Genomic DNA, 20,808 nt, shown 5'->3' on the forward strand with positions numbered 1-20,808 from the left:
GCGTGCGCCTCACGAGGTCCCGTCCACCGGGGCGCCACGCTCGCGCATGAACGGCACCGGATTGATCGCACCCCGGCTGGACCGGTCGCTGTCCACATGCACCTCGAAGTGCAGGTGCGGGCCGGAGGAGTTGCCGCTGCTCCCGGAGAGCCCGATCTGCTGGCCCGCCGCCACCATCTGCCCGGGCACGACCTGGGGTCGGTGGATCATGTGGCAGTAGCGGGTGATGTAGCCGCCCGCGTGCAGGATGTCCACGAACCAGCCGCAGCCACCCTTGCCCGGCCAGCCGTCCCGGTCGCAGTCGCGCTTCCCCGAGTGGTCGGGGTCGCAGCGGGCCACCAGCACCCGACCGGCGGACGCGGCGTGGATCGGCGTCTCCTTGTCGGCGTCGAGGTCGACCCCGTTGTGGCTGGGCCGCTGGGTGGTGCGGAAGCCGGAGACCACGCCGCCGGGAAGCGGGGCGGTCCAGCCGGAGGCGGCGATCCGGGCGCCGGCCGCGGCGTCGCAGACCGCCTTGCCGGCGATCTCGACGGTCCGGGCGGCCCCGCCGGCGAGCGCGTCCACGATCCGGCCCGCCAGGTCCTCGTGCTTGGCGTAGGCGTCCGGGAAGGCGCTGACCTGCACCCGCTGCGCCACCACGGTCAGCGGCCGGTCCTGCCAGTTCCGCACCTTGACCATCTTCTCGTAGAACTTCCGAGCCGTGTACGAGGGCGTCATCCGCTGCTCGACGCTGCCCCACCCCGGCCGCTGCTGGAACAGGCCGAGCGAGTCGTGGTCGGCGCCGACGCCCTCGTGCGGCAGGGCCAGCGACGCCGGCACCTTGCGGTTGGCGAGGTTGCGCAGCCCGGACTCCTGCATCGCGGTGGCCAGCGCGATGACCCAGCCGCGGGCGGGCACCTTCATGTCCTGCCCGACCTTGATGATGACGGCGGCGTTGCGGAGTTGGGCGTCGCCGTACTCGGTGAAGCGCGGCATGTCCCCGGTGAGGTTGACCTGGTAGGTCGGGTCACAGTTCAGGCCGGCGAGCACCCCGTCCTTCTGGTCGCCGCCCAGTTCGGTGAGGAGGAACGCGCCCGCGCCGCCGACGCAGCAGAGCAGGGTGAGCACCGTGGTGACCGCGGTGAGCAGCACGCCGACCCGCAGCTTGCGGCGGACCGGCGCGGTGACGCCCGGCGCGGCGTTCACTGCCGCTCCCAGTCGACCGCGTCCACCAGCCACCGACCGTCGGTGGCCACCAGTTCGAGCCGGAGCCGGCCGTCGTCGAGGGGGATCAGCGCCTCCACGAAGGACTCCGTCCGGGGCCGGAGGGTGACCGCGCCGGCCACCCGGCTGGCGGGCACGCTCTCCGGATCGGCGCCGGTCATCTTGTCGAGGAGGGCGGGCGTGGAGAGCGGCCGCAGGCGCGACTGCCACGCCTCGCCGCTGCTGCCCGGACCGGTCAGCCACGCGGTGGTGAACCGGCTCGCGGTCTGTTCCGGGGTGGCCTCGCCCGGTCGGGTCTTCGGCGAGACCGCAGCGGGCGGGCTCGACACGACCCCGTCGTCACCGACGTGCGGGTCCACCGTGCTGATCGGCTGGGTCGGGCGGGTGCTCAGACCGAGGGTCGGGTCGACCGGGCCGGAGACCAGCCGGGCCGCGCCGATCACGCCGAAGACCAGGACCGCGATCACCAGCGCGACGCCGAGCCGGGACCGCAGTATCCGGGTGACGAGGAATTCCAGTGCCCGTCGCACCGGTCTCACCGTGCCTCGGAACGGATCCGCGGTGCCGGCTTCGGCGCCGGGGCGCGCCCGGCCGAGTCCGGCCGGTAGACGGCGAAGGAAGGCGCCTCCTCGGGCACGTTCGGCCCGGTCCAACCCGCCGACCCGCGGCGCTGCCGGGGCGCGGCCGTGCGGCCCGAGCCGCGCTCGGCCGGTGGGGCATCCTCGGGCCGGTCCCGCCCGTCGGGCCGGTCCCGCTCGACCACCCTCGCGGTGTGCGCCGGGTCCTCGTGCCGGGCCTCCGGCCGCAGGCTGCGCTGGTCGGCCGTCACGGCGCGCCGCCGGCCCATCGCCGGCTCGGCGGTGCCACCGGGCTCGGCCACGTCGAGGCGGGCCGCGATGCGCATGTCCCGGAAGAACCGCCGGTGCCAGGACCCGGCCGAGCTGACGGCCTCGCTGCTGTCCTTGCCGCCGAGCTGCGTGATCCGCCGGTACGGGCGGAGCAGCAGCCAGCCCACCACGCCGCAGAGCCAGACCAGGACCACCTGGAGCCAGCCGGGCAGGGTCGGCGTGTTCATGATCAGATCCACGGCGAACAGGTAGATGGCCGCGCCGGTGCCGAAGATGGCGATGTTGAAGACCGCGGCGACCACGGCGTTGGCCAGCCGCCGCAGGCCGGCGCTCGCGGGACGCATGAGCCCGACCGTGCCCAGGATCGGCGCGGCGATCACCGCCCACCGGAAGATCAGGAAGCCGAGCAGCACCAGCACCGAGGCGGTCAGGTCGAACATCGCGAAGAGCAAGGAGGCCAGCACCGCGATGAATCCGGCCCCGATTCGGTCCATGTCCCGGACGCCCTGGAGATACTCGTACGCCTCCGGGTCCTCCGACTTGATCTGCTCGGCCACCCGGGCCCACTGCTGCTGCTTGGCCTTGATGACCACATCACGGGTCGCGGGGTTTGCGCGGACCGACTCGGCTTCATCCCAGGTCAGCGACTTGGCGTCATAGAGCGCCGCGCCGTACTTCTTGGCGGTCTCGCTGTCGGCGGAGCCGAGCACTCCCCGCAACCAGTTGCGGTAGAGCATCGTCTCGGTCGCCGTGTCGCTGGCCCGCACCGCCGGCGGGCGCTTGTCGACACAGGCGTTCGGGTTCGGCAGGGCGCACTTGTCCGGGGGGATGTCCTTGGACGCCGGGCCGACGGCGTCGTGCACCACGCCGAGGGTGGTGATCAGGGTGCTGTCGGCGATGTTCGCCGACTTGACCGGCCAGGCGGCCAGGGCGGTCACCGCCACCATCACCAGGATCGCCCAGCCGGCCGTGGTCATGGCGTTGCTCATGTCCGACTGGCGCGAGCGCCACAGCAGGTAGAGGCCGACCACGCAGATGGTGATGATGCCGAAGACGCTGAACACCTTCTGGTAGACGGCCTTGGTGGCCTGCTCCACCAGCGGGTCGGCCCAGCGCCACATCGTCCGCGGGTCCCAGGCACGCTCACGCAGCGCGTTGGACGCCCCGATGATCGCGTTGGCGAACATGAACTCGCCGTTCGCGACCATGGTGGTGAAGCGGTAGTCCGGATGCAGCACCGAGGAGGCGCAGCCGCCGTCGACGTCGTACGTGGTGTAGCTGTATCCGGCGTACCCGTAGTCGCTGTAGAGGCCCTTGGGGCCGGGCTGCTTGGCGGAGTCGGGACGGGAGGCGAACCAGCCGGCCAGGCCGGAGTCCGGCGCTCCGGGCACGGGAGCGTTGCGGCACTCGACCTGGTCCTCGCTGACCGCCTTGAGCTTGGCGACGCAGGCGCGGAAGTCGGCCTGCCACTGCTTGGTGCTGCACAGCTCGGCCCGGGCCTGGGCGGTCGGCGTGGCGGCGTACGCGGGTGTCGCCCCGACCAGCGGCCAGGAGATGGTGGCCCCGGCCAACAGGCCGAGTGCGAGGAGGAGCGCCGCGATCCGTGCCCGGGCCCTCGCCATGTCACGCCTCCAGATCAGCCAGGACGGTCGGCAGCTGCCCGGCGGCCTGGGCGACCGCGGCGGGGGTGGTGTCCAGGTGGTCGAGCAGCCCGTCGACGTACGACACGTCGACCCGGACCTTCTGCACGCGACCGTCGACGTCGCGCATGACGAACTCGCGGAAGCCGAGCCGGGCGGCCGAGCCGCTGTCGGCCTGCGACAGCGAGGCGAGGGTGGCCTCGTAGCCGTCGTTGACCGGCACCCGGAGCAGGCGCAGCGCCTCGGAGGCGATCTCGGTGTCCTCGGCGATGCGGCCGACGAAGACGGTGGAGACCAGGTTCTGCACGTCGAGCCCGAGGATGTCCTTCGGGTTCTGCGACGCGACCAGCGCGGCGAGGTTCCACTTACGGGAGTCGCGGGCCAGGCGGACCAGGAACGACCGGCCGGAGCGCCAGCCCTCCATGAAGTGCGCCTCGTCCAGGCCGACCAGCTTCCGGGAGGACATCGAGCCGCCGTAGCAGCGGCGGACGGCCAGCCGGTGCGCGGTGTGCAGCATCGGCAGGGCCAGGGCCTCCTCGGCCGACCAGTACTCCCGCTCGATCTTGAGGTCGGGCAGTCGGAGCCCGGCCATGGTGATCACGGTGAGCGCCGCGTCGGCGCCGAGCAGCCCCTCCGGTGGCCGGCCGAAGAAGAGCATGGCCAGCGGCATCTCGGCGGTGTCGAGGAGCAGGTTGGCCAGCTCCCGGCCGGCGTCGTCGTCGAGCCCCTGCAGGCAGGCGACCACGTCGTCCAGGGTGGAGGCCTCCTCGGCCGGCACCTGGCGGACGGCGTGCCGGAACAGGGTGGCCGTGGACGCCTCCCGGGCCACCTGCGGCGGCACCAGCATCATGCAGATGTCCTGCACCAGCATGCGGCGCTCGGCGCGGGCGTTGGAGACCGCGATCTCGAACTCCCGGTCGCCGGACGCCCCGGCGCCGAACTCGCTGCGCAGCGGCGTGGGGATCAGCGCGTACGGCGCCAGCGTGCCCTGCTCCGAGCCGGTCAGGTTGAGCACCCGCGAGTAAGGCGCCAGCTCGGGCATGGCGCAGAGCCGGGCCAGCGGGCCGGACGGGTCGAGCAGGGTCACCTGCACGCCGCGCCGGGCGGCCAGGTAGCCGAGTGCGCCGAGCAGGGTGGACTTGCCACCGCCCGGCTCGGCGACGAAGACGGCGAGGCCGGAGCGCTCGCGGACCTCCATGGGGAAGTGCAGGTCGAGGAAGACCGGGCGGCGGCAGGTGCCGGCGGTCCGGCCGATCAGGTCACCGCGCCGGTCGCCGACCGTGGAGGCGGCCTGGGGCAGGGCGGCGGCGAGCAGGTTGACCGGCATCCGCCGGACGTAGCCGGTGTTGGCGATCGGCTCGCCGGGGATGAACTCGCGGGCCAGCCAGTCCTGGTTCTTCGGGTGCTGGAGCGAGATGCGCAGCTCCCGCGAGTAGAGCTGGATGAGCCGGCGGGCCCGCTCCAGGCACTCCTCACGGGTCCGGCCGCCGACCGCGATCCGGTGCCAGCCGTGCGCGCGGGCCGAGTCCACCGGCAGGCCGGTGGTCATCTCGTCGCCGATCACCAGCGCCCGCTTGGCCAGCCGCTCCAGCTCGGGCGGCGCGTCGATGCCGTGCTCGGCGTAGTCGAGCTGCTGCGACCGGATCATCCGGAGCCGGTGTTCGAGGTTCCGGAAGGAGTCGCCGGGGCCGAGGATGTCGACCCGGGTGGAGAGCTCCATGGGCCACGGCAGCCGCTCGTGGAAGTGCAGCCAGGGTTCGTGCCGCTCGGGGATCTCCAGCGGCTCCATCCGGCCGACCGCGAGCACGGCCACGTGCCGCTCCTCGCCGGTCATCCGGTTGACCAGCTTCACGGTCGAGCCGTACGGGGTGCGGTAGCGCTCGACCTGCTCGGTGAGGGCCAGCAGGTCGCCGCGTTCCCACCGCCCGTTGGTGATGGGAGACAGCACGCCGGGCGGCGCCATGCACAGCGCCACCGAGCGGTAGAGCAGCCACTCCAGCTCCTGGGCGGTGACCCGGCGGCCGCGCATGCCGAACGCGCCGAGCACCTCGTCGAACTGCTCGACGGTGCGGCCCAGCCGGCGCCGCTCGCCGTCGGCGGTGCCCCGGCCGAAGGTGCGCAGCAGCCGCTCGGTGAGCGAGTCGCCCAGCGATCGGCGGGCGAAGGTGACGCCGAGGTAGGTCTGCCCCTCGGCGTGGTTGACGGCCATGAGGTGCCGCTGCGCCGCGACCAGGTGGTCGGCCCAGCCGGTGGTGCCGGGCACGTCGGGCAGCGGCGCGGCGGTGTGCGCGTCGATGGTGCGGGCCCACTCGTCGGCCGGGAACGGCCGGGTGGTGCGGCGCAGGTGCAGCCGGAAGCCGGCCAGGCCGGCGTACTGCTCGGAGATCGCGGAGAGCAACGCCTCGCGCTCGGCGTCGGGGCGGAACGCCCAGCGCACCTCGGGCAGCCAGTACCAGGCGGTGACGGTGTTGGGGGTGAAGGTGAGGTGGCCGGCGATCTCCGTGATGGCCAGCTCGACCGAGGGGTCCCGATCGCCGAACTTGATCTTCGGGGCCCGGACCCGGACCGGCTTCGCGGGCCTGCCCCCGCGCTCGGGGGACCGCTGCCGGGGCGTGGCCACCTCGCGCGCGGGCGGCGGGGCCAGCTCGCGGGTGGGTGCGGTGGCCATCTCGCGTCCGTTCGGCCGCGCCGGCTCGGCGGTTCGCCGGTTGGTCCGACGGGCGGGGCGCTCGACCGGGCTCTCGGGCTCGGTCGACTCCGGCTCCACGGTGGACCGGAGCGCCGGCAGCCGGTCGCCCACCTGGTGGGGCACCCGGGTCCGGGTGGCCGGCGCCGGTTCGAGGGCGGGCTGCTCCGGCGGTTCGGGGGCGGCGTGCGCCGCCGGGCGGGCGGCCTCCGGCGCCTCGCGCGGCCGGCCCACCGGGCGGACGCCGGGCGCGCCCTCGCGGAGCCGGCCAGCGGGCGGCTGCCCCTCCGGCAGGGCGGGCACGGCCGGCGGGGACGGCAGGGCGGGTTCGACCGGAGCGGCGTGCGGAACCGGCAGGGCCGGCTCGACCGGAGCGTTGTGCTGGTGCGGGATCGGCAGCGCGTCCCGGCCGACGCCGCGCCGCGGCGGGGCCACGACCGGCTCCACCGGGGCCGGCGGGCCGGCGGGCGGGTTGGCCGGCCGGCGGACCCGGGGCTGCGCGCCGCCGAAGAGGTCGAGGAAGGGGGAGTCGATGTCACCGCTGTCGCCGGCCACCGGCTCCCGCTGCTCGGCACCGCGGGGAGCCAGCGGCCGGGGCGGCTGGAAGACCCCGACGCGACCGTGCTGGGGACTGGTCACCAGGGCCGGGTCGAGGGTGGCCTCGTCCAGCTCCTCGTCCGGTGGGTAGTCAAACGACCGCGCACGGTTACCGTAGGGCCCGGCCGGACGTCCGGCCGGGGAACCCGGCGTGGAAGAGCGACTCATGCGACCGCCTCACCCGCGTCGTTCGTCTGCGCCGTCGGCGTACGCCCGGTCATGCCAGTTCCTCCCGGATCCTGATCCGGCTCGCGACGAGGCGCGGGTCGCGCAGCTCGGCGGCCGGCTCCCGGGTGCGTCGCCAGTCGGTCAGCGCGGTCCGGATGACCATGCGCGCCGGCCGGTCCGGGTCGACGTACCGGAAGATGAACGAGGTGGTCACGATGGCGAGCGAGATCTCCCAGGCGGGAAAGAGCTCGACCTGGAGCGTGAACAACCAGTGGATGAACATGTAGAGGGGTACGAGCAGCATGAACAGGCCGTACTGGGCGTACGGCAGGTGGACGGGAAGGGTGTACCCGGGCGGCCCCAGGTAGACGAGGCGTGCCCGGTAGATGTCGTCGTCGGTGCGCAGCCGCATCGTCGCCCAACGCCTATTCGAAGATCAGCTTGATGAGGTAGTCGCCGACGAAGAAGAGTGTGGCGGCGCCGGCGATGAAGGCCAACCCGATGATCGCGATGGCGGAGCTGGTCAGCACCTTGGAGATCTCGCCCCGGCTGGCCCGGCCGATGAAGATCACGCCGAGCACCGCGAGCAGGATCGGCGCGATCTTGCTGGCGAAGAAGGAGACGACACCGTTGGTGTCGATGCCCTTGGGGGCCGGCTCGGCGAGTGGAGTCGACGCCAGGGTGTGGAGCGCGTGGTCGACGGCGGTGGACGCCGTCCCCATGAGCTCGATGGCGATCACTGGAAAACCTCCCCAAGGTCGCGGCCGGCGGCGCCGCGGTGGTGCATGTGGGCAAAGCCTGGCGGGATGGTGCTCGTTCCACACAGCGTCGGCGACGCTGCGTTCGTCACCCACCACACAGGGTGGCGAGCTTTGGGGGAATTCGTCCCGCTTCGGCCCTCCCTCCAGGCTTCGCCATCTCGATGCTGGGCAATTCCAAAGCGTACGGCCCGGCCCCCTTTGCGACAACCCGCGAAGAGTCGACCCGGAACGGTCCCGAAGACCGATCGTACACCTGTTCCAATCGGCACGTCAGGGGCGCCGTCCGGCGGGGTCGCCCGGGCCGCCGGAAGCCCCCGTGGCGACCGGTACTGTCGGGTCCGTGACCGATCTGGTACGGGCGGAGGCCCCGGTGGTGATGGGCGTCCTCAACGTCACGCCCGACTCCTTCTCCGACGGTGGCAGATACGCCGACCTGGACGCCGCCGTCGCACACGGAGTGCGACTGCGGGCGGCCGGCGCGGACCTGGTCGACGTGGGCGGCGAGTCGACCCGCCCGGGCGCCGAGCGGGTCGACGCGGAGACCGAGATCGCCCGCGTGCTGCCGGTGATCCGCGAGCTGAGCGCCGCCGGCATCCCGGTCAGCATCGACACCAGCCGGGCCCGGGTGGCCGAGGCCGTCCTCGCCGCCGGCGCGGACGTGGTCAACGACGTCTCCGGCGGCCTGGCCGACCCGGACATGGCCCGGGTGGTCCGGGACGCCGGCTGTCCCTGGGTGCTGATGCACTGGCGGGGCCACTCGCGCGAGATGCGGGACCTGGCCCGGTACGCCGACGTGGTGGCCGACGTGCGGGCCGAGCTGAGCCGGCGCGTCGACGAGGCCCTGGCCGCCGGGGTGTCCGCCGACCGGATCATCGTCGACCCGGGGCTGGGCTTCGCCAAGACCGCCGCGCACAACTGGGAGCTGAGCGCCCGCCTGCCCGAGCTGGTCGACCTCGGTTTCCCGCTGCTGTTCGGGTCGAGCCGCAAGTCCTACCTGGGCCGGTTGCTGGCCGACGCCGACGGCAACCCCCGGCCGACGGCCGAGCGGGAGGCGGCCACCGTCGCCACCAGCGTGCTCGCCGTGGCGGCCGGCGCCTGGGGGGTGCGCGTGCACGACGTGCGGGGCACCGCCGACGCGCTCGCCGTCTGGCGGGCCACCGGCCGCCCGCGCCTGGCCCGGCCCACCACCGAAGGGGAAGAGCGATGACCGACCGGATCGAGCTGACCGGCCTGCGCGCGCACGGCCGGCACGGCGTCTACGACTTCGAGCGGGCCCAGGGCCAGGAGTTCGTGGTGGACGCGGTGCTCGAACTCGACCTCGCCCCGGCCGCCCGGTCGGACGAGGTGACCGACACCGTGCACTACGGCGAACTGGCCGAGAAGCTGGTCGCCGTGGTCACCGGCGAGCCGGTCAACCTGATCGAGACGCTCGCCGACCGGCTGCTCGCGGTCTGCCTGGCCGAGCCGCTGGTCGCCGCCGCGACGGTCACCGTGCACAAGCCGGAGGCCCCCATCCCACACACCTTCCGGGACGTGGCGGTGACGATGCGGCGTACCCGATGACCCGGGCCGTGCTGTCGATCGGCAGCAACCTGGGCGACCGCCTCGCCCACCTGCGCGCCGCGGTGGCCTCGTTCGGCGACACCGTCCTGGTGGTCTCCGGCGTCTACGAGACTCCACCGTGGGGGGACGCCGACCAGCCCGCGTACCTCAATGCGGCGGTGCTGGTCGGGGACCCGGCGGCGACCCCGCGCGACTGGCTGGCGCGGGCCCGGGCCGCCGAGGCGGCGGCCGGGCGCACGCGCGACCCGGAGCGGCGGTACGGGCCGCGCACCCTGGACGTGGACGTCATCGCGGTCTGGGACGCGGCCGGGGAGCCGGTGCGCAGCGGCGATCCGGAACTGACGCTGCCGCACCCCCGGGCCCACCTGCGCGCCTTCGTGCTGCGGCCCTGGATCGACATCGAGCCGCACGGCCGGCTGCCCGGGCACGGCTGGCTGACCGACCTGCTCAACGCCGAGCCGCTGGCCTCCGACGCGCTGGAACTCAGTCCGCGCCCCGATCTGGCGTTAGAGTCGGACACATGACCCTGTGGAGCCGGACGGCATGAGCCAGGCGCAATCCCCACGGGACCCGGACCGTTTCCGGATGGGTCCGACCCGGATCTCCACGCTGGTGGTGGCCGCGCTTGCCGCCGCCGCGCTGGCCTGGCTGCTGATCAGCGCGTTCTACTACGAGATGGCGCCCGACCTGCCCTGGCTGCCGGTCGTCACGCTGGCCGGCCTGGCCGTGCTGGAGGGGTACGCGGCGGTCAACACCCGCGGTCGCATCGAGCGCCGCCCCGGCCGTGACCCGGTGAACCCGCTGCTGGTCGCCCGGTTCGTGGTGCTGGCGAAGGCGTCCGCCCTGGCCGGGGCCATCTTCGCCGGCTTCTACGCCGGGCTGACCGGCTGGCTCTTCGTCGAGCGGACCAACGCCGCCGTGAGCGACCGGCCGGCCAGCGGGGCCGGGTTTCTCGCGTCGCTCGCCCTGGTCGCGGCGGCGCTCTGGCTGGAGCGCTCCTGCCGGGTCCCCGAGCAGGAGGACGACGAGGACCGCGAGCCCGGCGACCGGGAGACTCCGCGCGGCCGCCTCTGATCAGGGGGTTCCCAGCGTCTCCCCCCGCAGGTACCGTGCCTGGCGACCGGAGAGCAACGGCCGCCGCCGGTCCGCCCGCGCGTCGGACCACGCGGCCGGCCATGTGGGAGGCGCGGGCCATGGGGTACGACGAGACGGGCCGGACTGCGCCGGTGGAGACGTCGTCCGGGGTGCCCGCGGCCGTGCTGGAGAACGTCTTCGACGACCCCAGCCACGGCGAGCCCGGCCGGGACCGGATCGGCGTGCACGTGGTCTGGGAGTTCCTGCTGCTGCTCGGGCTGGCCGCGCTGACCTGGCTGCTCTGGCGCGAGGACGCGGACGCGCTGCGGGGCGGCGCGCTGAAGACGCTGCTGGTCGACGTGGCCGGGCTCGGGCTGCTCACCCTGGCCGCCGGGCTCAGCCTGCGGGCCGCCGTCGTGAACCTGGCGGTCGGGCCGGTCGCGCTGGCCGCCGCGCTGCACTTCGCCGAGCAGGGCGACCGCGGCCTGCGGGAGGCGCTGCTCCCGGCGCTCGCGGTGGCGGCGCTCGGCGGGCTGGCGCTCGCGCTGGCCGTGGTGGTGCTGCACGTGCCCGCCTGGGCGGCCAGCCTGGCCGGCGCGGCCGGCGTGATCGTGTACATCGAGCGGCGGACCACCCCCATCGTGGTGCAGGGCGGCTACGACCCCCGCCGCACCGCCCTCTACCTCTTCGTCGGTTTCGCCGCGGTGGCCGTCCTGGGCGGGCTCTTCGGCGCGATCAAACCGGTCCGCCGGCTGCTCGGACGGTTCCGGCCGGTCGCCGACCCGGCCCGGCGGCGGGGTGCCGCAGCCGCCACGGTGGCCGCCCTGGCCCTGATCGGCTCGACCGTCCTGGCCGTGCTCGGCGGGGTGCTCATCGCCGCCAACGCGGACGGCCCGGTGGCGCCCACCACGGGCCTCGACTGGTCGGTGCTGGCGATCGGCGCCGTCATGCTCGGCGGCACCAGCGCGTACGGGCGCCGGGGCGGGATCTTCGGAGCCCTGCTGGCGGTCTGCGCCGTGGAGGTCTTCCTGGCCTGGGCCGTGGCACAGGACTGGACGATCAGCCGGTGGGCCGTCGGCGGGGCTACCCTCGGCGCCGGACTGCTGGTCACCCGGCTGGTCGAGACGTTCGGCCGGCCCCGGCCGGCGCCGCCGAACGCGCTCCCGGCCGGCCCGACCGGTCCCGCCGGCGATGGCGCGATCAGCACCGGCTGGGCGCTGACCTCCCCGCCCGAGCCGGGGGACGCCTGGCCGTCGGTGCTGCCGGTGCGGACCACCGACACGGTCGACTCGTGGGAGTCGCCGCGCTGGGAGAGCGAGCCGCGCCGCTGGGACGCCGGGGACCGCTGACCCCGGCGGCCGCCCGGTGCCGCCGCCGAGTCCGGCGGGCCGGAGGTGATCTCGCCGGTTAGGCTCGGCGGCATGACGGACACTCCTGCCCCCGGCGGTCGTACCTTCGACGAGCTGGACAAGCTCTCCACCGAGGACCTGCGCGAGCAGGCGTTCCACCTGGCCCGGGAGCGCCGCGACGTCGAGTTCTTCTGGTCGGTGCTGCGGCACATGCCCAACGCGGACGAGGCCGCGATCCTGGACGGCGCCCCCAACTCCATCGGGCCGATCGTCGACGAGGCCAACGCGCTGTGGCGGGAGATGACCGGGCACGGCTACGAGGAGCCGGAATCCACGCCGCTGCTGCGGGCCGCCTTCATCGACTACCTCATGAAGCACTGAGCGATGGCCACCCGCCGGCCCTCGGCGGTGGACCGGGTACGCAGGTTTGCCCGGCGCGGTGGGCCGGGAACTGACCGCCCCATGGCCCTCACCAACCGCTCCCGCACCGTGGCCTCGTACGGCACGGCCGCCGGCACCGGCACGCTCGCCGTGCTCCTGCTCGTCGCGGTAGGCGGCAGCCCCACATACGTGGGATGGGTGCAGGACCACACCGAACCGACCGGGGCCGGTGGCTGGTTCCTCCGGCTGCTCGCCTGGCCGGCGTGGCGGCTGCACGCGGACGACCCGTCGCAGGGCGTGCTCGCCACCAACCTGCGGGCGATCCTGCTGGTCGTGCTGGCCGCGACACTGCTCTACCTGCTGCCCGGCCCGCAGGTGGCCCGGGTGGAGAGTTCGGGCAGCCAGTTCTTCTCCGGCTGGGGCGCGTACGCCCTGGCCGCCGGGGTCACGGCCCTGCTGGCCACCCTCCTCGGGCCGCACGGGTCGCTCTTCGCCGCCTTCCAGTCCGCCAGCACCGGGGTCACCTACGGCTTCTTCGCCGGCTGGATCGTCGGCCTGGCCAGTCTGGGCGGCCGGGCCTGACCGCCGGATCGTCGGCCTGGCCAGTCCGGTCCACCCGGCGCGGCCGGGCCTGACCGGTCCGTGCGCCCTCTAGTCCAGCACGCCGAGGCCGAGCACCCGGGCCCGGCTGAGCAGCCCCACCGGCTTGCCGTCCTCGGTGACCACCGCGTGCTCGGCGCCCGAGGTGAGCAGCCCGCCCAGCGCGTCGTACGCCGAACCGCCCAGGGGCACGGTCGGCAGGTCGGCCCCGCCGTCGGCCGGGAGCGGGTCGAGCACCTCGCGGGTCACCGGGGTGACGGCCAGCCGGCGGATGCCCCGGTCGGCGCCGACGAACTCGCGGACGAACGGCGACGCGGGCGACCCGAGCAGGGCGGCCGGGACGTCGTACTGCTCCAGGCGGCCGCCCTCGGAGAGCACCGCGATCCGGTCGCCCAGCCGGACCGCCTCGTCCAGGTCGTGGGTCACCAGCACGATGGTCTTGCGGACCTCGGCCTGGAGCCGGAGGAACTCCTCCTGGAGGCGGGTCCGGACGATCGGGTCGACGGCCGAGAAGGGCTCGTCCATGAGCAGCACCACCGGGTCGGCGGCGAGCGCGCGGGCCACGCCGACCCGCTGCCGCTGGCCGCCGGAGAGCTCGTGCGGGTAGCGGCGGCCGAACTGCCCCGGGTCGAGGCCGACCAGCTCCAGCAGCTCGTCCACCCGCGCCCGGGTCCGCTCCCGGGGCCAGCCGAGCAGACCCGGCACGGTGGCCACGTTGGCGGCGACGGTCTGGTGCGGGAAGAGGCCGACGTTCTGGATGACGTAGCCGATGCGGCGGCGCAGCGTCACCGGGTCGACCCGGGTGACGTCGTCGTCGCCGAGCAGGATCCGCCCGTCGGTGGGTTCGATCAGCCGGTTGATCATCCGCAGGACGGTGGACTTGCCGCAGCCGGACGGGCCGATCAGCACCACCAGTTCGCCGGCCTTGACCTCCAGGCTCAGCTCCCGCACCGCCTCCGTGCCGTCCGGGTAGCGCTTGCGGATGCGCTCCAGGGTGATCGAGGCCGCGCCGTGTCCGGCGGCCGGGGTAACGTCCACGTGTGTCCCTCCACCTGAGCTACCGGGCCGCGCCCGGTAACCCGTGGTTCTCCTGGCAGTACGTGCGGGACAACTCTGACACGATCCTCGCCGCCTTGCGTGAGCACACCTGGCTGACCGCCCGGGCCGTGCTGATCGCGGCGCTCGTGGCGCTGCCGCTCGCCGTGGCCGCGTACTGGTTCCGCTCGCTGGCCGGCCCGATCCTGGCCCTGACCGGGGTGCTCTACACGGTCCCCTCGCTGGCGCTGTTCGCCTTCCTCGCGCCCTACCTGGGCATCGGCGCGATCACCGTGCTCACCGTGGTGGCGCTGTACGCGCTGCTGGTCATCGTGCGCAACGCGCTGGCCGGGCTGAACCAGGTGCCTCCCGAGGTGCGGGAGGCCGCCGAGGGCATGGGCTACGGGCGCTGGGGCCGCCTGCTCCGGATCGAGCTGCCGCTGGCGCTGCCCGGCATCCTCACCGGCCTGCGGCTCGCCACGGTCTCCACCGTGGCGCTGGTCACGGTCGGCGTGGTGGTCGGCCGGGGCGGCCTCGGCCAGCTCATCTTCGCCGGCTTCCAGAACAACTTCTACAAGGCCGAGATCATGACCGGCACGGTGCTCTGCGTGCTGCTGGCGCTGGTGCTCGACCTGATCCTGGCCGCCGTCGGCCGGATGCTCACCCCCTGGCTGCGGAGGCGGAGCTCGTGAACCCGGTGCAGCAGGCGATCGTCTGGTTGAACGACCCGCTCAACTGGTCCATCCCGGGCGGCATCCTGGACCGGCTGGGCGAGCACCTGACCCTGTCCGCGCTGGCGGTGCTGCTCGGCTGCGTGGTGGCCTGGCCCATCGGGCTCTGGCTCGGTCACACCGGCCGGGGTGGCGGCCTGGTGCTGCTGGTGTCCAACGTCACTCTGGCCATCCCGACCCTGGCCCTGCTGACCATCCTGCCGCTGACCTTCCTCGGCTTCGGTCGGCCGGCGGTGGTGGTCGCGCTCGCGGTCTTCGCGGTGCCGCCGCTGCTGGCCACCGCGTACACCGGGGTGCGGCAGGCCGACCCGGAGGCCCGGGACGCGGCGCGCGGCATGGGGCTCTCCGGCGGGCAGGTGCTGCGCCGGGTGGAGCTGCCGCTCGCGGTGCCCTACCTGGCGGCCGGCTTCCGCACCGCCGCCGTGCAGGTGGTGGCCACCGCGGCGCTGGCCTCGTTCGTCAACGGCGGCGGGCTCGGGCAGATCATCCGGGCCGGGTTCGGGCTCGACATCGCGGCCGGCGGCGGCCAGATCATCGCCGGTGGCGTCCTGGTGGCCGGGCTGGCGCTGCTCGTCGAGGGGGTGCTGGCGCTGGTGGAGCGGGCGGTCACCCCGCGCCCGCTGCGCCGGGCGCGCCGGGCGGCGACCCGCCGCGCGGCCGACGCCACGGCGGGCACCTGAGCCAACACCGATGACGATCCGGTGACGAAACTCGCTCGAAGTTGTCGGTCGGGTCCGGAAGATATTGGCTGGAGTCGCGGGCGTTCGATCGGATCGCCCGTCGGACACGCGGCCGGCCCGGGACGGGTCGCGCCGGGACACGGAAGGCGGGCAACTGATGCACGCACGTTCACGTTTGGCTGCGGGAGCGCTCGGCGCCCTCGCCGCGGCCAGTCTCCTCACCGGCTGCGGTGGCGCCGGTTCCTCCGGCACCGACGCCCCCGAGCAGGGCGCGTCCGGGGCCGGTTGCGCCCCGGTGGCGGGCGACAAGCTGGTCGTCCTCACCGACGACAAGAAGCTCCAGAACACCGACAACATCATCCCGGCGATCAACAAGAAGGCGGCCACGCCGCAGCTCGTCGCCGCGCTCGACAAGGTCTCCGCGAAGCTCGACACCCCCAAGTTGATCGAGCTGAACCGGGCGGTCGACGTCGACCGGAAGACCCCGCAGGTCGCGGCGAAGGAGTTCGCCGACGCCAACGGCGTGACCGAGGGTGTCGAGAAGGGCCCCGGCGGCCAGGTGACGGTCGGCGCCGGCAACTTCAGCGAGAGCCAGACGATCGCCGAGCTCTACAAGATCACGCTCACCGCGGCCGGCTACCAGGTCAAGGTGCAGACCATCGGCAACCGCGAGCTCTACGAGCCGGCCCTGGAGAAGGGCCAGATCCAGGTTGTTCCCGAGTACGCGGCGACGATGGCCGAGTTCCTGAACACCAAGGCCAACGGCAAGGACGCCCAGCCGGTCTCCTCGCCCGAGCTGGACAAGACGGTCAGCGCGCTGAAGGCGGGCGGCGACAAGGTGGGCATCAGCTTCGGCCAGCCCGCCCAGGCGCAGGACCAGAACGCCTTCGCCGTCACCAAGGCGTTCGCCGACAAGTACCAGGTCGCCAGCCTCTCCGACCTGGCGGCAAAGTGCTCCGGCGCGGCCACCGTGCTGGCCGGCCCGCCCGAGTGCCCGCAGCGGCCGAAGTGCCAGGCCGGCCTCGTCGAGGTCTACGACCTCAAGGCCGGCTCGTTCAGCTCGCTCGACGCGGGCGGCCCGCAGACCAAGAACGCCCTGAAGACCGGCGCGGCCAGCGTCGGCCTGGTGTTCTCCTCCGACGCCGCGCTCGCCGCCAGCTGACCACCGCCGCCGCGCCGGCGGGGCCCCGGGCCCGCCGGCGCGGGGCAGTCGCCGTGGCCGGGCGTGAAGCCCTGGTCACCGGCGTTTACATCGATGCTTTCGGCCCGTTCCCTACCGGGGCAACTCTCGGTAGTCTGCTCAGCCATGCCCGCCTCGGTCGCCCCCGCCGAAAACCGCAGTCCGCAGCTGCTGACCGTCCTGTTCTGGATCGGAGTGGCGCTCGCGCCCCTGGCGGCCCTCATCCTGCTGGTCGCCGACGGCAACGGCCCGCTCCGGTTCGGCGCCGTGCTGGCGATCCTGGCCGTGGTGCTGATCGGCCTCTCCGTCGCGCTGCGGGCGGAGAGCGGCGGCGGGGCCTCCGGCGCGGAGGAGTTGCGCGAGGAGATCGAGCAGCTCCGCCGGGAGCTGCGCAGCGAGATCGTGGCCGCCGCCCAGCGCGGCAACCAGGCACTCGACCAGGCCCAGCGGACCCAGGAGTCGGTCACCGCGATGCGCCGCCGGCTCGACGCCGCGGCCGCCGGCATCGCCGCCGCCGCGGGCCTGACCACGAGCGCCGCCGAGGAACCGCCCGGTGGCCGCGCCCGGGTGCCGGCCACCGAGCCCCACGACGAGGGGCGCGCCCGCACCGAGCCGGGCCGGGGGCAGCCCAGCCGGGACGAGGACGAGGCGGTGCGCCGCCCGCAGCCCGCCGCCCGGTACGGCGCGGACCCCGCTGCCGACCACCCCCGCCACGGCGCCGACCGCCCCCAGGCCGGTGTCTACGGCAGCGACCGCCCGCAGGCCGGTGTCTACGGCGCGCCCCGCGCTCCCGAGCCGGAGGTCCGGGCGGAGCCCCGGCAGGTCGGGGTGGTGCACCACACCGAGACCGTGCACGTCACCACCCGCCACACGATCGTGGGCGGGGACGCCGACCCGGCCGGCACCCACTACGGCGGCTACGCCGGCCGCTGGTCTCCGGCCCCCGAGGAGCGTTCGTGGAGTGGCGCGGAGCCGGAGGAGCGCCCCCGCGCCGGATACCGGAGCGCCGACGACGAGCGCTCCCGGTCGGGGCAGGTGGGCGGCGCCTGGTCCGGCTCCCGGGACGACGCCTCCTGGTCGGCGGCGCCCGGCGGCGAGCACCCGTGGGCGGGTGTCGGCCGGGCCGGTGACGACCGTGGCGGGTCCGCGCGGGAGGCCGACGACCGCGGCCGGTCCCCGCGGGAGAGCGAGGATCGTGGCTGGTCCACGCGGGAGGGCGACGACCGGGGCTGGTCGGGCCCCCCGGCCGACGACCGGTCCTGGTCGGCCGGCCCGGGCGAGCAGCGATCCCGACCGGCCGCCGATCGGATCTGGCGATCGGGCCCGGAGGGGCCGGCCGGCGACCGGTCCTGGCCGCCGGGACCCGGCGGCCGGGAGGAGGCCGGCTGGGCCCCCACCCCCCGGGACGAAGCCGTCCACGGCGGCCAGGTGGGCTGGGCGGGGCAGGGCGACCGCACCGGGCCGGGCGGCTGGGCGGGCCAGGGTGACCGGGGCGGCTACGGCGAGCGAACGGCCGACGGGCGGGCGGGGACCGGTGCGGGCTGGACGCCGGCCGAGCAGCCCGGCCGGGCGGTGGCCGACGACCCGGACGGTGACTACTGGTCCGAGCTGCGCACCGGCAACCGGTGGGCCGAGGTCCGCGACGACGAGCACGGCCGGGAGATCCGGGTCGGGGAGCGGCGGGCCGCGGTGCACGCCGACGGCGGGGGCACCGAGTACCGGGTCGAGGACCGCTGGGCAGCCGTCCGCGGCGGCGCCGGTTCCGGGGAGGCGGGCGGCGGCTGGGCCGAGGAGGGCCGGCCGGCGCTCCCGGCCGGCGGGGTGCCGGTGCCGGACGAGTGGCGGCCCCCGACGCAGCGCAGCAGCCAGCCCGAGTGGCGCCAGGTCGAGCCCGAGCCGGCCCGCTACGGCTACCCGCCGCGCGACGAGGCCCCCCGGGCCGGGGGTGCCCGGGCCACCGACCGCTGGCGCTGAGCCCCGGGCTACTTGTCGATGTCGCCGACCACGAAGAACATCGAGCCGAGGATGGCGATCAGGTCCGGCACCAGGCAGCCCGGGAGCAGGGTCGCCAGCGCCTGCACGTTGGCGTACGACGCGGTGCGCAGCTTGAGCCGCCACGGGGTCTTCTCGCCCCGCGACACGAGGTAGTAGCCGTTGATGCCGAGCGGGTTCTCGGTCCAGGCGTAGGTGTGCCCCTCGGGCGCCTTGACCACCTTGGGCAGCCGCGTGTTCACCGGCCCGCTGAGCCGGTCGACCCGGTCCAGGCACTGCTCGGCGAGGTCGAGCGAGGCGTACACCTGGTCGAGCAGCACCTCGAAGCGGGCGTGGCAGTCCCCGGCGGTCTTGGTGACCACGGGCACGTCGAGCTGGTCGTACGCCAGGTAGGGCTCGTCCCGGCGCAGGTCCAGGTCGAGCCCGGAGGCCCGGGCGACCGGCCCGGAGGCGCCGAACGCGGCGGCGTCGGCCGCGGACAGCACGCCCACGCCGACGGTGCGGGCCAGGAAGATTTCGTTGCGCCGGATCAGGTTGTCCAGGTCTGGCATCCGGCGGCGCACCTCGCCGATCGCGGCCCGGGCCCGCGTGGTCCAGCCGGCCGGCACCTCCTCCTTGAGCCCGCCGACCCGGTTGAACATGTAGTGGATCCGGCCGCCGGAGACCTCCTCCATGACCGCCTGGATGGTCTCCCGCTCGCGGAACGCGTAGAACATCGGCGTGATCGCGCCGATCTCCAGCGGGTAGGAGCCGAGGAACATCAGGTGGTTGAGCACCCGGTTCAGCTCGGCGAGCGCCATCCGCAGCCAGACCGCGCGCTCCGGCACCTCCATGCCCATGAGCCGTTCGACGGCGAGCACCACGCCCAGCTCGTTGGAGAACGCGGAGAGCCAGTCGTGCCGGTTGGCCAGCACGATGATCTGCCGGTAGTCGCGGACCTCGAACAGCTTCTCCGCGCCCCGGTGCATGTAGCCGACGATCGGTTCGGCGGAGACCACCCGCTCGCCGTCGAGCACCAGCTTCAGCCGGAGCACGCCGTGCGTCGACGGGTGCTGCGGCCCGATGTTGAGCACCATGTCGGTGCCGAGCTGCTCCCCGCCGGCCCCGGTGCCGACGGTCAGTTCGCGGAGGTCGCCGGCGTCGGTGGTCATGCCCGTCATCGTGCCATGAGCGGATCGAGGGTGATGTCGACCGGTTGCAGCAGCCACCAGTGCCCGCCGAGGCCGGCCGGGTCGGTCAGCTCGGCCACCGCCGACGCAGCGGCGAGCGCGCGCACGTAGCCGGCCGGGTCCCGGGAGGCCAGGCTCAGCGGCGGTCGCCCGCCGTCTGCCCCGAGCGCCCGCAGCCCGTCCCGCTGCGACACCAGGGTGTACGCACACCGCGCGACCCGCTCACCGGCGGAGGCGACCGAGTCCATGGCCACGTGCGCCGTCACGTCACACGACCCGTCCGGCACCGGCGCGACCTGCCGTCCACCCCGGTACCCGGTCAACGTCCCGCCGACCGGCCGGTCCTCCCGGCGGTGCCCGTAGTCCACGGCGAGCGCGAGTCCCCGCACCATCTTCCCGATCGCGGCCGCCCAGGCTTCGTCGCGAGTCCGGCCGATCTCCACTCGATCTCCCACCCCGTTGATCATGAGGTTTGCGTCGGGTGTGGCGGTCCCCGCCGACGCGAACTTCTTGATCACCGCGTCGGGGGGTGGGGCGGGCCACCAGTGGGCGAGCCAGTCGGCGTCCTCCGCGGTGACCGGGGCACCCGTCGACTCCTCGCCCGTTGCCGGGTCCACCTGCAGGTACCGCCAGCCCTCGGGGGTGTGCACCGCGAGGTCCAGCGGAACGTTGTCCAGCCATTCAGTGGCCACCAGCAGACCCGTGACGCCTTCCGGGATCTCGTCCAGCCACTCGATCTCCACCGGCAGGTCCTCGGGCCGGGGTGCCTTCTCGACGGCGATGAGGCGTACCCGGTCGGCCAGCGGAACCGGCGCGGCGGCCAGGGACCCGGCGGAGGCCGGCCCGGAGGACGACGGGCGGGCGGCGACCGACAACGACCGCAACAGCTCCCCGCGACCCGCGCCGACGTCCACCACGTCGAGCCGAGCGGGATGGCCGAGGGCGGCATCGAGAGAAGGCAGGAGCCGAAGCAGGCACGAGGCCAGGACCGGAGAGGCGTGGACGCTGGTGCGGAAGTGGGCGGCCGGCCCCGGGCCGGAGACGAAGAAGCCGTCCGGGCCGTAGAGGGCGCTCGTCATCGCCTCGCGCCAGCGGAGCGAACGTGCGGGGGGCGTCACCGTGCCGACCCTACGGCGGGCGGACGGCCGGCG

20 protein-coding genes are annotated in these 20,808 nt (G+C 74.4%); 11 read left to right on the forward strand and 9 right to left on the reverse strand.

Annotated elements, in window-relative coordinates; translation table 11 throughout:
* Positions 1-9: 9 nt before the first annotated feature.
* From RMN56_RS13300 to RMN56_RS13325, 6 genes are read right to left on the reverse strand one after another with little or no spacing between them, the layout of a single operon-like run.
* Entirely contained in the window at positions 10-1,185 is a 1,176-nt protein-coding gene (locus RMN56_RS13300) for a M23 family metallopeptidase (RefSeq protein ID WP_313724086.1), read from the reverse strand.
* Positions 1,182-1,742 (reverse strand): hypothetical protein, encoded by a 561-nt coding sequence (locus RMN56_RS13305; protein ID WP_313724087.1) that lies wholly within the window; start codon positions 1,740-1,742, stop codon positions 1,182-1,184. The genes RMN56_RS13300 and RMN56_RS13305 overlap by 4 nt, the downstream gene beginning before the upstream one ends.
* Positions 1,739-3,673: an MFS transporter gene (locus RMN56_RS13310; protein ID WP_313724088.1), complete on the reverse strand. Its 1,935-nt coding sequence runs from the start codon at positions 3,671-3,673 to the stop codon at positions 1,739-1,741. Before RMN56_RS13310 ends, RMN56_RS13305 begins: the two co-directional genes overlap by 4 nt.
* A gap of 1 nt (position 3,674) precedes the next feature.
* Positions 3,675-7,142, reverse strand: coding sequence for an ATP-binding protein (locus RMN56_RS13315; protein ID WP_313724089.1), 3,468 nt, complete (start codon positions 7,140-7,142; stop codon positions 3,675-3,677).
* Between the two features lie 49 nt (positions 7,143-7,191).
* Entirely contained in the window at positions 7,192-7,554 is a 363-nt protein-coding gene (locus RMN56_RS13320; protein WP_091317037.1) for a hypothetical protein, read from the reverse strand.
* Between the two features lie 13 nt (positions 7,555-7,567).
* Complete coding sequence (locus tag RMN56_RS13325) at positions 7,568-7,882, reverse strand: hypothetical protein (protein WP_313724090.1); 315 nt, start codon at positions 7,880-7,882, stop codon at positions 7,568-7,570.
* A gap of 361 nt (positions 7,883-8,243) precedes the next feature.
* Between RMN56_RS13325 and folP the strand changes: the two genes are divergently transcribed.
* The 7 genes from folP (at position 8,244) to RMN56_RS13360 (ending at position 12,852) form a co-directional block, all read left to right on the forward strand.
* Positions 8,244-9,110, forward strand: a complete 867-nt coding sequence (folP, locus tag RMN56_RS13330; protein WP_313724091.1) for a dihydropteroate synthase — start codon at positions 8,244-8,246, stop codon at positions 9,108-9,110.
* Complete coding sequence (gene folB, locus RMN56_RS13335; protein ID WP_148430943.1) at positions 9,107-9,466, forward strand: dihydroneopterin aldolase; 360 nt, start codon at positions 9,107-9,109, stop codon at positions 9,464-9,466. The genes folP and folB overlap by 4 nt, the downstream gene beginning before the upstream one ends.
* Positions 9,463-9,990, forward strand: coding sequence for a 2-amino-4-hydroxy-6-hydroxymethyldihydropteridine diphosphokinase (gene folK, locus RMN56_RS13340; RefSeq protein ID WP_262282700.1), 528 nt, complete (start codon positions 9,463-9,465; stop codon positions 9,988-9,990). Before folB ends, folK begins: the two co-directional genes overlap by 4 nt.
* Before the next feature lie 61 nt (positions 9,991-10,051).
* On the forward strand, positions 10,052-10,540 hold the full coding sequence (locus tag RMN56_RS13345) for a DUF3180 domain-containing protein (protein WP_376787297.1): 489 nt from the start codon (positions 10,052-10,054) through the stop codon (positions 10,538-10,540).
* Positions 10,541-10,659: 119 nt separating this feature from the next.
* Positions 10,660-11,889 carry an ABC transporter permease gene (locus RMN56_RS13350; protein WP_313724093.1) on the forward strand — a complete coding sequence of 410 codons (1,230 nt, stop codon included), beginning with the start codon at positions 10,660-10,662 and terminating at the stop codon, positions 11,887-11,889.
* Positions 11,890-11,961: 72 nt separating this feature from the next.
* Entirely contained in the window at positions 11,962-12,270 is a 309-nt protein-coding gene (locus RMN56_RS13355; RefSeq protein ID WP_151465377.1) for a hypothetical protein, read from the forward strand.
* Between the two features lie 81 nt (positions 12,271-12,351).
* Positions 12,352-12,852, forward strand: a complete 501-nt coding sequence (locus tag RMN56_RS13360) for a hypothetical protein (protein WP_313724094.1) — start codon at positions 12,352-12,354, stop codon at positions 12,850-12,852.
* Positions 12,853-12,921: 69 nt separating this feature from the next.
* On the opposite strand, the gene RMN56_RS13365 is transcribed toward RMN56_RS13360, so the two are convergent.
* Positions 12,922-13,908 carry an ABC transporter ATP-binding protein gene (locus RMN56_RS13365; RefSeq protein ID WP_313724095.1) on the reverse strand — a complete coding sequence of 329 codons (987 nt, stop codon included), beginning with the start codon at positions 13,906-13,908 and terminating at the stop codon, positions 12,922-12,924.
* Positions 13,909-13,910: 2 nt separating this feature from the next.
* On the opposite strand from RMN56_RS13365, the gene RMN56_RS13370 reads away from it, so the two are divergent.
* The 4 genes from RMN56_RS13370 to RMN56_RS13385 all read left to right on the forward strand — a co-directional run bounded on the left by RMN56_RS13370 (position 13,911) and on the right by RMN56_RS13385 (position 18,470).
* On the forward strand, positions 13,911-14,597 hold the full coding sequence (locus RMN56_RS13370; protein WP_313724096.1) for an ABC transporter permease: 687 nt from the start codon (positions 13,911-13,913) through the stop codon (positions 14,595-14,597).
* Positions 14,594-15,316, forward strand: coding sequence for an ABC transporter permease (locus RMN56_RS13375; protein ID WP_313724097.1), 723 nt, complete (start codon positions 14,594-14,596; stop codon positions 15,314-15,316). Before RMN56_RS13370 ends, RMN56_RS13375 begins: the two co-directional genes overlap by 4 nt.
* 157 nt (positions 15,317-15,473) lie before the next feature.
* On the forward strand, positions 15,474-16,478 hold the full coding sequence (locus RMN56_RS13380) for a glycine betaine ABC transporter substrate-binding protein (RefSeq protein WP_313724098.1): 1,005 nt from the start codon (positions 15,474-15,476) through the stop codon (positions 16,476-16,478).
* 144 nt (positions 16,479-16,622) lie between these two features.
* Positions 16,623-18,470 carry a hypothetical protein gene (locus RMN56_RS13385; protein WP_313724099.1) on the forward strand — a complete coding sequence of 616 codons (1,848 nt, stop codon included), beginning with the start codon at positions 16,623-16,625 and terminating at the stop codon, positions 18,468-18,470.
* Positions 18,471-18,478: 8 nt separating this feature from the next.
* Here RMN56_RS13385 and RMN56_RS13390 read toward each other — a convergent pair whose 3' ends face one another.
* Together RMN56_RS13390 and RMN56_RS13395 are read right to left on the reverse strand one after the other, a co-directional pair.
* Complete coding sequence (locus RMN56_RS13390) at positions 18,479-19,648, reverse strand: NADH-quinone oxidoreductase subunit D (protein ID WP_262282710.1); 1,170 nt, start codon at positions 19,646-19,648, stop codon at positions 18,479-18,481.
* A complete protein-coding gene (locus RMN56_RS13395; RefSeq protein ID WP_313724739.1) occupies positions 19,645-20,736 on the reverse strand; it encodes an SAM-dependent methyltransferase in 1,092 nt (363 codons plus the stop codon). The genes RMN56_RS13390 and RMN56_RS13395 overlap by 4 nt, the downstream gene beginning before the upstream one ends.
* Positions 20,737-20,808 lie beyond the last annotated feature (72 nt).

This window comes from Micromonospora halotolerans (assembly GCF_032108445.1).
GTDB lineage: Bacteria > Actinomycetota > Actinomycetes > Mycobacteriales > Micromonosporaceae > Micromonospora > Micromonospora halotolerans.